General features: G+C 48.5%; 10 protein-coding genes. 6 read left to right on the forward strand and 4 right to left on the reverse strand.

What is annotated here, in order from left to right; genetic code table 11:
- Positions 1 to 18: 18 nt before the first annotated feature.
- The 5 genes from nagK to nagP all read left to right on the forward strand — a co-directional run bounded on the left by nagK (position 19) and on the right by nagP (position 6,212).
- Positions 19 to 954, forward strand: coding sequence for an N-acetylglucosamine kinase (nagK, locus tag KFE26_RS06430; protein ID WP_212599943.1), 936 nt, complete (start codon positions 19 to 21; stop codon positions 952 to 954).
- A gap of 17 nt (positions 955 to 971) precedes the next feature.
- Complete coding sequence (nagB-II, locus tag KFE26_RS06435; protein WP_212599944.1) at positions 972 to 1,970, forward strand: glucosamine-6-phosphate deaminase NagB-II; 999 nt, start codon at positions 972 to 974, stop codon at positions 1,968 to 1,970.
- 133 nt (positions 1,971 to 2,103) lie between these two features.
- Entirely contained in the window at positions 2,104 to 3,273 is a 1,170-nt protein-coding gene (gene nagA / locus KFE26_RS06440) for an N-acetylglucosamine-6-phosphate deacetylase (RefSeq protein ID WP_212599945.1), read from the forward strand.
- A 157-nt stretch (positions 3,274 to 3,430) separates the two neighbouring features.
- Positions 3,431 to 4,585, forward strand: coding sequence for a transmembrane glucosamine N-acetyltransferase NagX (nagX, locus tag KFE26_RS06445; RefSeq protein WP_212599946.1), 1,155 nt, complete (start codon positions 3,431 to 3,433; stop codon positions 4,583 to 4,585).
- 328 nt (positions 4,586 to 4,913) lie between these two features.
- On the forward strand, positions 4,914 to 6,212 hold the full coding sequence (gene nagP, locus KFE26_RS06450) for an N-acetylglucosamine MFS transporter NagP (RefSeq protein WP_105252977.1): 1,299 nt from the start codon (positions 4,914 to 4,916) through the stop codon (positions 6,210 to 6,212).
- A gap of 82 nt (positions 6,213 to 6,294) precedes the next feature.
- On the opposite strand, the gene KFE26_RS06455 is transcribed toward nagP, so the two are convergent.
- The 4 genes from KFE26_RS06455 to KFE26_RS06470 form a co-directional block, all read right to left on the reverse strand.
- Entirely contained in the window at positions 6,295 to 7,017 is a 723-nt protein-coding gene (locus KFE26_RS06455) for a TorF family putative porin (protein WP_113941294.1), read from the reverse strand.
- Between the two features lie 183 nt (positions 7,018 to 7,200).
- The gene (locus KFE26_RS06460; RefSeq protein WP_212599947.1) at positions 7,201 to 7,566 is read right to left on the reverse strand and encodes a cupin domain-containing protein; all 366 of its coding nucleotides are present in this window, start codon (positions 7,564 to 7,566) and stop codon (positions 7,201 to 7,203) included.
- 30 nt (positions 7,567 to 7,596) lie between these two features.
- On the reverse strand, positions 7,597 to 9,087 hold the full coding sequence (locus KFE26_RS06465; RefSeq protein ID WP_212599948.1) for a CoA-acylating methylmalonate-semialdehyde dehydrogenase: 1,491 nt from the start codon (positions 9,085 to 9,087) through the stop codon (positions 7,597 to 7,599).
- 69 nt (positions 9,088 to 9,156) lie between these two features.
- Positions 9,157 to 10,494 (reverse strand): aspartate aminotransferase family protein, encoded by a 1,338-nt coding sequence (locus tag KFE26_RS06470; protein ID WP_212599949.1) that lies wholly within the window; start codon positions 10,492 to 10,494, stop codon positions 9,157 to 9,159.
- Between the two features lie 280 nt (positions 10,495 to 10,774).
- On the opposite strand from KFE26_RS06470, the gene KFE26_RS06475 reads away from it, so the two are divergent.
- Positions 10,775 to 12,271: an aldehyde dehydrogenase gene (locus KFE26_RS06475; protein WP_212599950.1), complete on the forward strand. Its 1,497-nt coding sequence runs from the start codon at positions 10,775 to 10,777 to the stop codon at positions 12,269 to 12,271.
- Positions 12,272 to 12,432 lie beyond the last annotated feature (161 nt).

The following is a 12,432-nucleotide window of genomic DNA, read 5'->3' on the forward strand; positions in this document are numbered from 1 at the left end:
TAGGTGAAGAGGGGTGTCATGGGGTTAGTCCAGACAAAAGATCAACAGCTGTTTATAGGTATCGATGGCGGCGGCAGTAAGTGCCGGGCCACCATCTACTGCGCAGACGGTACCGTTTTAGGGACAGGTGTTGCTGGACGCGCAAATCCACTGCATGGTCTTGCGCAAACATTTGAATCTATTCAAGCATCGACTGGCCTGGCGTTGCTGGATGCGGGCATGAATGAGAGCGAGAGCCACTTGCTGGTGGCGGGTCTCGGTCTTGCTGGCGTAAATGTCCCTAGGTTATATCAAGATGTTATTAACTGGCAGCATCCTTTTGCGGCCATGTATGTCACTACAGATCTGCATACCGCTTGTATCGGTGCCCACCGCGGGGCCGATGGTGCTGTGATTATCACGGGTACAGGCTCCTGCGGTTATGCCCATGTGGGCGATGCCAGTTTAAGTATTGGTGGCCATGGTTTTGCACTAGGTGATAAGGGCAGCGGTGCTTGGCTGGGCTTGAAAGCCGCCGAACACGTGTTGTTAGCGCTCGATGGTTTTGCCGTACCGACCCGATTAACCGATATGCTGCTGGATGAGTTTGGCGTCACCGATGCGCTCGGCATTGTCGAAAATCTAGCCGGTAAATCATCAAGTTGCTACGCCGCATTAGCCAGAAGCGTACTCGATTGTGCCAATGAAGGTGACGCGGTAGCGACTGCTATCGTACAAGAAGGCGCAGATTATATTAGCGACATGGCGCGTAAGCTATTTAGCCTAAATCCGGTGCGTTTTTCGATGATCGGTGGCCTTGCAGAGCCTTTACAAGCTTGGCTCTGTGCCGATGTGGTCGCCAAAATTTCAGAAACCTTAGCCCCACCCGAACTCGGTGCTATGTATTTCGCCCAACAAGAATTTAATAAGTCGTTGTCAGTGCAAATAGGCACTGAAGCCAAATCCTGTATTTGAACGTGAAGGTAAAAGACATGACAAACACTATTATGGAGCAAGAAGCTCGCACTGCACCGCAAAAAATCGCTGGCCAGTTAGAAGCTAACGCTGAAATCATGCAGCAGTTAGGTGAGAAACTGCGCGCCTTCGAGCCCCGTTTTGTAATGATCGTTGGTCGTGGTTCATCGGATCATGCGGGAGTGTTCGCTAAATACTTATTTGAAATTGAAGCGGGTGTACCGACCTTCGCCGCCGCACCTTCAGTGGCGAGTGTGTATGGTAAGACCTTGAAACTCGAAGGCGCATTAGTGATTGTGATTTCACAATCTGGCCGTAGCCCTGATATTTTGGCGCAGGCGCGTATGGCAAAAAATGCCGGTGCTTTCTGTGTTGCCTTAGTGAATGATGAAAGTGCACCGATTAAAGATATTGTCGATGTCGTTGTGCCTTTACGTGCAGGTGAAGAAAAAGCCGTTGCCGCGACTAAGAGTTACCTCGCGACCTTGTCGGCGATTTTACAACTCGCCGCCGCTTGGACTCAAAGCGAATCGCTTGCTAGCGCGGTCGCTTCTTTACCCCAAGCGCTGCAAACGGCGGTGGACGCTGAGCCACAACTCACGCCAGAATCCGTTGCCGACGTGAAGAACTTGGTCGTACTTGGCCGTGGTTTAGGTTATGCGGTATCTAAGGAAATCGCGCTTAAGTTAAAAGAAGTGTGTTCAATCCATGCTGAAGCATTCAGTAGCGCCGAGTTCCTCCACGGTCCTGTGACCTTAGTTGAGAAAAAACTCACTATTGTTGATGTGTGCATTGGCGATGAATCCTACGCTAGCCATATCGAACAGATTGAAAACGTGAGCCAACGCGGCGCCGATTTAGTGCATCTGAATCAAACCTCGACTGACATTCACCCACGTGTGGCGCCGTTAGCGTTATTACAACGTTTCTATATCGATGTGGCTGCGGTTGCGATTGCCCGCGGTATCGATCCCGATCAACCTGCTGGCCTTAAAAAAGTGACCCAAACGCTCTAAGTTGCCTAGCTTTAAGCGGCAAAGTGTAAGAGGTCTAGGTAGGCTGCACGATTAAACATCTGCAGCTAAGCCCATGTGGTTAACCTAATTTAAGCCTTAAGCTAACCGCGTTATTTATTGAAAGAGGTTTGCGATGAAAATCACCTTGATCGCTGAGCGTATTTTTGATGGTGAATATTTCCATCAAGATGTGCCTGTGACTGTTGAAGACGGGCACATTCTGGCGTTTGATACGGTTGTTGGCGCGAAGGAAATCCGCCAAGCCGGAACGCTGGTGCCGGGTTTTATCGATGTACAAGTGAACGGCGGCGGCGGGGCGTTATTCAATGCCGATCCGAGTGTTAATTGCATTGAGACTATCGGCCGTGCCCATGCGCGTTTTGGCACAACAGGATTTTTACCCACACTTATCACCGATGATGTCAGCGTGATGGCCAATGCGGCTGATGCCGTAGCCGAGGCTTTAGTCAAAGGTAGCGCTGGCGTTTTAGGGGTGCATTTTGAAGGGCCACATTTATCTGTGCCTAAAAAAGGTGTGCATCCACAGGGCTTTATTCGCGAAATCACAGAGGCTGAACTCGCCGTATTTTGTCGTCAAGATCTGGGGATTAAAGTGGTCACGCTTGCGCCTGAGAATGTGTCACCAGAGGTGATCCGCACGCTTGTCGCCTCGGGCGTTAAGGTGTGTTTGGGTCATTCTAATGCTGACTACGATACTGTGGTTGCGGCATTAGCGGCAGGCGCGACGGGCTTTACCCATCTTTATAATGCGATGTCACCACTCGGTTCCCGTGAGCCAGGCATGGTTGGCGCGGCGATTGAGAGTGAAACCGCTTGGTGTGGTTTGATTGTCGATGGTCACCATGTGCATCCCGCGGCGGCAAAGGTCGCACTACGGGTAAAACCTAGAGGCAAAATGATGTTAGTCACAGATGCTATGCCGCCTGTCGGTATGGACGATGAGACTAGCTTTGAGCTTTTTGGTACTCGAGTGCTGAGAGTCGGCGACAGATTAAATGCCGTGACAGGTGAGCTGGCGGGTTGTGTGCTCGATATGGCGACTGCGGTCAATAATACCGTCAACTTGTTGGGTTTACCTTTGGCGGAAGCCTTGAGAATGGCGGCGTTATATCCCGCGCAGTTCCTCGGGATTGACCATAAGGCTGGCCGTTTAGCACTGGGACATCGGGCTGACTTTGTCTTGCTCGATGCGCAGAACAAAGTGCAGGCAAATTACATTGCGGGACGGGCAGTCTATTCAGGGCCGATTTATGCGGGCCAGGCAATAGGGGCACACCCTTAAATCGCTTTCGCAGTTTAGGTGATGTGTAACAATTGGCCCTTGTCGTATTTTGATGACAGGGGCTAAGTTTTTTTATTGTACAGCACTCATTTTAAACAGTATTAGTTTTGCTCAACTTTTATAAAAGCTTTTAATAACAATAATAAAGGATGATGGCATGGGGACTACACAGACAAACGCAATTATGCCAGCAAAGGTGAATAAACCCAGGTTGATGTCTCTGGATGCACTGCGCGGCTTCGATATGTTTTGGATTTTTGGCGGCGAGGCCCTATTTGGTGGCTTGCTTATTTTAACTGGCTGGGCAGGTTGGCAATGGGGCGATGAACAAATGCACCATAGCCAATGGCATGGTTTTCACTTCTACGATTTGATTTTTCCGCTGTTTATTTTCCTCTCTGGTGTGGCCTTAGGTTTATCTCCCAAACGTTTAGATAAATTACCGATGAAGGATCGATTACCTGTGTATCGGCATGGGATTAAACGACTCTTTTTATTGCTGCTACTGGGCATTTTATATAATCACGGTTGGGGTACGGGCGCGCCTGCCGATCCTGAAAAAATTCGCTATGCCAGTGTGTTAGGTCGAATCGCCTTTGCATGGTTCTTTGCCGCATTACTGGTGTGGCATACGAGTCTACGAACGCAAGTTATTGCCGCCTTGGGCATTTTGCTCGGTTATGGCGCAATGCAACTTTGGTTGCCTTTCCCCGGTGGACAGGCGGGCGTGCTCTCGCCAACGGAATCCATCAATGCCTATGTCGATTCGATTTTACTACCCGGCATAAGCTATCTGGGGCGCACGCCCGATCCTGAAGGTTTATTGTCGACCATCCCCGCCATAGTCAATGCGTTAGCGGGTGTGTTTGTCGGGCACTTTATTGTTAAATCCCATCCTAAAGGTGAGTGGGCCAAAGTGGGATTACTCGCTGCAGCGGGTGGTGCTTGCTTAGCCTTAGGTTGGCTGTTGGATGGCGTTATTCCGGTCAATAAAGAGCTGTGGACCAGTTCATTTGTGCTGGTGACGTCGGGCTGGAGCATGCTCCTGCTGGCGGTATTCTATGCACTAGTCGATGTGCTTAAGTGGCAAAAAACCGCATTTTTCTTCGTGGTGATAGGCACCAACGCCATCATTATTTACCTAGCCTCGAGTTTAGTGGATTGGAAATATATCGCCCAAAGCGTATTTGGCGGCTTAGTGATGGTCTTGCCTGAAAGCGCTCAAGCGTTAGCTGCGGTTATCAGCTTACTTGCGGTGCAGTGGCTGGTTTTATATTGGATGTATCGCCGCAATATTTTTGTCAGAATTTAGTCAGTTAGCTTAATCGCTTGAGATAAGCCGCACGCACTCAGTGTCTGCGGCTTTTTTTACATTATTTTCTGGATGTGAGTCATCACTTACTTATAACTTAGCTGTCGGCCAATTGACGATTACGAGGGAATATTCGCGAGAATTTATTAAATGACAGCGTTGTCTTTTTGTATTATTTGTTTTAACATCACTGAAACAATGGTGCGTTTGGATGATAACATTAGCCATTGCGGACGAGTCGCGATACGGATATTCGGGAACTTAGGCATTAATTTAAACCCCGTTATCACCTAAATAATTAATTACTATAAGAAGCAGGTTTATGGAAATGACACTCGATAAAAGCCAGCAGAAAAGCAGCTTTCTCCCCATGGCCATAGTGGCCGCTCTCTTTTTCATCCTCGGATTCGCCACTTGGTTGAATGGTTCTTTGATGCCTTATTTGAAACAAATATTGCAACTCAATCCCTTTCAAGCGTCGTTGATCCTGTTTTCTTTCTACATTGCAGTGACCTTTACTGCCTTGCCATCCGCTTGGCTTATTCGCAAAGTCGGCTATAAGAATGGTATGGCGATAGGCATGGGCGTGATGATGTTGGCGGGCTTACTGTTTATCCCTGCTGCGGAAACACAAATATTTGCCTTATTCCTTTTCGCCCAATTAGTGATGGGCGCAGGCCAAACCCTATTACAAACTGCGGTTAACCCTTATGTGGTGCGTTTGGGGCCTGAAGAATCTGCGGCCGCGCGCGTCAGTGTGATGGGGATTTTGAATAAAGGTGCAGGTGTGATTGCGCCTTTGGTGTTTTCGGCGTTGATTTTAGACAGCTTTAAAGACCGTATTGGTACTGAGCTAACTCAAGTACAAATTGAAGAAATGGCTGACGGTTTAGTATTCCCCTATTTAGGCATGGCCATTTTTATCGGTATCTTAGCGCTCGCGGTAAAAAAATCACCTTTGCCAGAGTTGTTGAATGAAGATGAAGCTGCTGAAAATACGGATAAAGGGCAACTTAAAGCGGCATTATCTCACCCTAACTTAGCCTTTGGCGTGTTAGCGCTGTTTGTTTATGTTGCTGTAGAGGTTATTGCTGGCGATACCATTGGTACATTTGCTTTGTCTTTAGGCATAGAGTCATACGGTGTTATGACTTCCTATACTATGGTGTGTATGGTGTTGGGTTATTCTTTAGGTATCCTGTTAATTCCTCGTTTTATTTCACAGCCTAAGGCTTTGATGGTGTCGGCTATTCTGGGTTTGTTACTGACGTGCGGTATTTTGTTTGGCGACAATAATTCCTACGCTATTGCTAATGTTTTGTTAGTGCCTTTTGGCGGTGTGGCGCTGCCCGATACTTTGTTGATGATTGCTTTTCTTGGTTTAGCTAATGCGATTGTTTGGCCTGCGGTGTGGCCGCTAGCTTTATCTGGTATGGGTAAATTGACCAGTACAGGTTCTGCGCTTCTCATCATGGGGATTGCAGGTGGCGCCTTTGGTCCAGTGTCTTGGGGCTTAATGAGTTCGGCGACAGATATGGGCATGCAGGGCGGTTATATTGTGATGTTGCCATGCTACTTGTTCATCCTTTTCTACGCGGTGAAAGGCCATAAAATGCGTAGTTGGTAGTCAAGTCTGTTTGAACAGCTAAAAAGAAGCCCTCGATGATGAGGGCTTTTTTGTGTCTTAGTTGGACCAAGCTAAGGCGAAATTAGAACGCGTAGCTTACGCTCGCAAGCACGGTATCTGAGTTTTTAAATGCACCGTCAGAGACTTTTTGGTCACCGCTGAGATCTGTGCCTAACCAAGCGAGAGAAAGCCCAAAGCCTGCCAATTCGGTCGATACGCCAACAGAGTAATCTGAGTAGCTATCAAAACCTTCACCATCATCTAAGGCATCACCCACGTTATAGCCGTAGTGCAGATCGAGACTCCAGTTTTCAACAAATTCGTAGGAGTAGTTTAGTTCTCCATAGTGATAATCTAAGTCAGTACCACCGTAATCATTGGTAAACCAATAGGCTAGGCGAAAGCCCTTAAATTCCATACCCGTAATCACTTCGAAATAACCTATATCACTCTCGCCTGAGTAGTTATAACGGTTAAGGGTGATGTCGTAGGTCAGATCTTCGTTGATCTCACCACCATAGGCTACATAGAAATCGTATTCGATCGCTGGGCCGTTATAACCTGGCTCATCAAAGTCCACGTTACTTGCCCAAGCCCCGACAGAGAAACCCGAATCGAAGCTCCAATCGATACCACCTTGCAGGGCAGGATCGCCAGCGGTTTGTGATACGCCGCGAAAACGATAGTCGTTAGTAAGACTAATTTCCCCTGTCACTTCGGCGGCGGCAATGCCGGAGAATAGGGTCGTGGTTAGCGCGAGTCCGACAAGCTGTACCAGCCGTTTTTTTTTCAGATTGTTATGCACGGTATTTCTCCCATTTTCTTTGTTGACTCGGACGTGTTACTGGCGGCCATGATTATTCAATTGCGCCAGTGCATCCGTTGGTTTGCCAAACAACAGCCTAGGAAAACCCGTTGCTGTGACCTCATGGCGAGTTATTGCTAAGATAACTTAGCTTTTTTGAGGCTAACATTAGCCTCGTTGATCTCACTTTTGTTCGAAAATGACGTAAACCTTGCGGCAGGGCTCCACGACTTCCCAAGTGCCTTGAAAACCCGCGGGTATGATAAACCTGTCACCCACAGTGAACGTCTGCGATTGACCTTGAAGATCGGTGATAACACTCATCCCTTCGAGGATTTCGCAGTACTCGTATTCAGTGTAGTTTATTTTCCAAGCGCCTGATTCACTTTGCCAAATCCCACTGTGAAATTGATCACAAGGGCTAGAATAATGATTCTCTAACCTTTGAGTTGGATTGCCAGTTAACAACTTTTCCGCCGGTAACTGGTAGGTTTCGACGGGTGTTTGCACCGTAGCAAAGCGAATAATGGCGTTGATACTCACAGTCATTTGCGATTTCCTTGTTGAGCTGATATTCGGCTATTTCATCGTTGGCATCACAAACTCGGCTTGAGTCTGTTTACCCACGGGCCAGCGGGCAGTAATTGCCTTACGTTTGGTATAAAAACGCACGCCATCGGGGCCATGCATATGCAGCGGCCCAAACAGTGAACGCTTCCAACCGCCAAAACTGTGGAACGCCATCGGCACCGGGATCGGCACGTTCACCCCAACCATACCGACTTGCACGTGGTGACAGAAATGCCTTGCCGCTTCACCACTTTGGGTGAAGATCGCCGTGCCATTACCAAATTCGTGTCGGTTAATCAGCTCAAGCGCCGCCTGATAATCTTTCACGCGCACAATCGCCAGCACTGGGCCAAAGATTTCTTCGCGGTAGATGCTCATTTCAGGCGTGACGTGGTCGAACAAACAGGCGCCGAGGAAATAACCCTGTGGATTTTCTTCAACACTCAGTTTACGGCCATCGACCAGCAGCGCTGCGCCTTCTTGCACACCGGCTTCAACATATTGGGTGACCTTGGCAAGGTGCTGTTTGGAGATCAGTGGCCCCATTTCCATCTCTGGCGTCAGGCCGTTGCCGACTTTTAAGGTTTGAATTTGCGGTAGCAGTTTTTCCACTAATGCGTCGCCCACATCGCCTACCGCGAGTACGACTGAAATTGCCATACAACGCTCACCAGCACTGCCGTAAGCGGCACCCATTAAGGCGCTAACAGCTTGATCTAAATCTGCATCTGGCATGAGTAACATATGGTTTTTCGCGCCGCCTAAGGCTTGCACGCGTTTGCCATGTTTAGAGGCTGTACTGTAGATGTATTCAGCAATCGGCGTTGAGCCTACAAAGCTCACCGCTTGCACATCTTTATGGGTGAGTAAGGTATCGACGGCTTCTTTGTCGCCGTTAATCACGTTAAACACGCCATCGGGAAGGCCCGCTTCTTTAAGCAGCTCGGCAATCCGCATCACCGAGCTTGGGTCTTTTTCCGAGGGTTTCATAATAAAGGTGTTACCGCAGGCAATCGCGATTGGGAACATCCACATGGGAACCATCACGGGGAAGTTAAAGGGCGCTATGCCTGCGACAACACCTAAAGCTTGATTAACTGACCAAGAATCGACACCGCCACCGACTTGCTGGGTGTGTTCACCTTTAAGCAAGTGCGGAATACCACAGGCAAATTCGACCACTTCGAGACCTCGGATCAACTCGCCCTTAGCATCGTCGATCACTTTGCCGTGTTCGCGGGTGATAAGCTGCGCCATTTCATCTAGGTTCTGCTCAACTAAGGCTTTGAATTTAAAAAGCACTCGAGCACGGTTGAGCGGCGTGACTTGCGACCAGGTTTCAAAGGCGGTTTTAGCGATTGCGATGGCTTCACCGACTTCGGTTTCGCTTGCCAGTGAGACTTGGCCACGTAGCTCACCCGTAGCGGGTTCAAAAATATCTTGGGTTCTTATACTGGCAGGGGTGTGCTGACCATTAACAAAATGAGTGATCTTGAGCATAGTTAACCTTTGAAGTTCCCCGCCGCAGCGGGGTGTTAAATGTGAGAGTGGAACGAACCGCTGATGCTATTATCCAACGGCGTTAATGGCATCGCTTAGGCTATTAACCATTTGGTCAATCTCGCGTTTATCGACAATCAGTGGCGGTGACATGGCAATAATGTCGCCCGTGGCTCGTACTAAAGTGCCGTGGCGGAAGCAGTGTTCAAACACGCCGTAACCCCGTTTACCCGCGCCTTGAGCGTTAGGGGAGAATTGAATCCCAGCGACGAGCCCTGTGTTACGAATATCAATCACATTCGGCAATCCTTTGAGGCTGTGTACTGCGTCTTCAAAGTAGCGTTCAAGCTCAAAACTGCGTTCGAATAATTGCTCATTTTCATAAATTGATAGGGTGGCAAGCGCCGCAGCCGCAGCCACTGGATGACCGGAATAGGTGTAGCCGTGGAAGAACTCAATCAGTTCATTAGGGCCTTGCATGCAAGTGTCGTGGATAAAATCTTGCACAAACACTGCGCCCATAGGGATGGCGCCGTTATTGATGGCTTTAGCCGTGGTGATTATATCTGGGATAACGCCCCAACGTTGACTCGCAAAAGCGGCGCCAACGCGGCCAAAAGCGGTAATGACTTCGTCAAAAATCAGTAGGATGCCGTGCTTTTTAGTGATTTCACGCAGACGTTTTAAGTAACCTTGTGGCGGCAATATCACCCCTGCTGAGCCTGACATTGGTTCAACGATCACGGCGGCAATATTCTCGGCGCCATGCAGGGTCACTAGTTGTTCTAATACTTCGGCTTTTTCAGCGCCAAAGTGCGAGAGTCCGCGGGTAAATGCCGCATTTTGGATATCTAAGGTGTGCGGTAAGTGATCGACGCCTTGCAATAATTGGCCGCTAAATGCTTTGCGGTTATTGCTTAATCCCCCCACAGAGATGCCACCAAAGCCGACACCGTGGTAACCCATTTCGCGGCCGATAAAGCGGGTGCGTGAGGCTTGACCATTGGCTCTGTGATAGCAAAGTGCCATCTTAAGCGCAGTATCGACGGACTCAGAACCTGAGTTAGTAAAGAAGACTTTGTTCAATCCCTCAGGACTGAGCTCGACTAACCGCTCGGCAAGTTCAAAGGCGATAGGATGACCCATTTGGAAGGAGGGCGCGTAGTCCATCTCTTTAATTTGTTTGCTGACCGCTTCGCTGATTTCTTTGCGACCATGGCCTGCATTACAACACCATAAACCGGCGGTGGCATCTAATACCTTATTACCATCAATATCCGTGTAATACATGCCTTCCGCTTTGGTGAGTAACCGCGGGTTGGTTTTGAATTGGCGGTTGGCGGTAAAAGGCATCCAGAAATGTTCAAGTGAGGGTGCGCTTGAGGAATTGAGCGGCAAATCGGCCATAGTGTCTACCTTGTCCTGTATTTTCAGGTCTTGTTTTAGGGTGGCTAATATTTGCTATGCTATGTTAGAAATAATGAACATGGAAGAGCCGTGTGCAGTTATTTGTGGCAAAAAAGCTATTTTTGTAAAAAATATTGAATTTTATTGCTTAAACAGCGTAACCTGAAGCTCGGATTATGACTGTGATGATGTTTAGCATTTGCGTTAAAGTCGTCACAGACCACTATTTTCTTGTCGATGAACGATAAACCACACCTATACGAATTATTAAGAGGTCATCATGAGCACACCGAAGAAACGCAGCGAATGGGAAAGTCTGGCTGCCAGCCTGTCTATTAATGGTAAGGCGTTTATCAATGGCGAATACCAAGATGCCGTTTCGGGTAACACCTTTGATTGTATTAGTCCTATCGATGGTCGCTTGTTGGTAAAAGTGGCGAGTTGCGATCTGGCGGATGCCAATCTTGCGGTTGCTAATGGCCGCAGCGTATTTGAGTCTGGTGTTTGGTCGCAGCAGTCTCCGGTAAAGCGCAAACAAGTGATGATACGTTTCGCCGAGTTACTGGAAGAAAATGCCAATGAACTCGCGCTGTTAGAAACCCTCGACATGGGTAAACCGATTCGTTTCTCTAAAGCGGTGGATGTAGTGGGGGCTGCCCGTGCGATTCGCTGGTCTGGTGAAGCGATTGATAAAATTTACGATGAACTCGCGCCAACGGCTCACAATGAAATTGGCATGATCACCCGTGAGCCTGTGGGGGTTGTGGCCGCGATTGTTCCGTGGAACTTCCCAATGCTGATGGCGTGTTGGAAGCTCGGGCCCGCGCTGGCCACGGGTAATAGTGTAGTGTTAAAACCCTCTGAAAAGTCACCCTTAACGGCTATCCGTATGGCGCAATTGGCTATCGAAGCTGGGATCCCACAAGGCGTACTCAACGTGTTGCCAGGATTTGGTCATACTGTGGGTAAAGCCTTAGCGTTGCATATGGATGTGGATACGCTGGTTTTCACAGGTTCCACCAAAATTGCCAAGCAATTAATGATTTACGCTGGTGACTCGAACATGAAACGCGTGTGGCTAGAGGCGGGAGGCAAGAGCCCTAATATCGTCTTTAATGACGCGCCAGATCTCAAAGCCGCTGCTGTTGCTGCTGCCGAAGCCATTGCTTTTAACCAAGGTGAAGTTTGCACCGCAGGTTCGCGTTTGCTGGTGGAGTCCGGGGTGAAAGATGAGCTTATCGCGCTTATCGCAGAGGAGCTAGCCTCATGGCATCCAGGGCATCCACTCGACCCTGCCACTGTGAGCGGCGCCGTTGTTGATAAACAACAGTTAGACACAGTGCTCAGTTACATTAAAGCGGGTAAAGATGAAGGTGCAACCTTAGTCCACGGTGGCTGCCAAGTTATGGCCGACACTGGCGGTGTGTATGTGCAGCCAACGGTATTTTCTAACGTAAACAATCAGATGAAAATTGCCAGTGAAGAAATCTTTGGCCCAGTGTTATCTGTTATTGAATTTAATGGCATGGAAGAAGCGATATCAATAGCCAACGATACCATCTACGGTTTAGCCGCTGGCGTGTGGACATCGGATATCAGCAAGGCCCATAAAACCGCTAAAGCCCTGCGTTCTGGTATGGTATGGATCAACCATTACGATGGCGGCGACATGACAGCGCCATTCGGTGGCTATAAACAGTCTGGTAATGGCCGAGATAAATCTCTGCACTCCTTCGACAAATACACAGAACTGAAAGCGACTTGGATCGTGCTATAAGCGGACTATTTTTATAACCGCTCTTTTTTGTCTATATAAGAGAAGGAGCCGCTTTCGCTCAATACTAAAACCTCTTTTCATCGTACATGGAAAGAGTTTTTTTATTTTTTGGAGCTCAAGCCGTCCCCATTTTTTCTAAGCCATATTTTACTTGTAAAATC

The sequence above is a fragment of the Shewanella sp. M16 genome (assembly GCF_018224605.1).
GTDB lineage: Bacteria > Pseudomonadota > Gammaproteobacteria > Enterobacterales > Shewanellaceae > Shewanella > Shewanella oncorhynchi.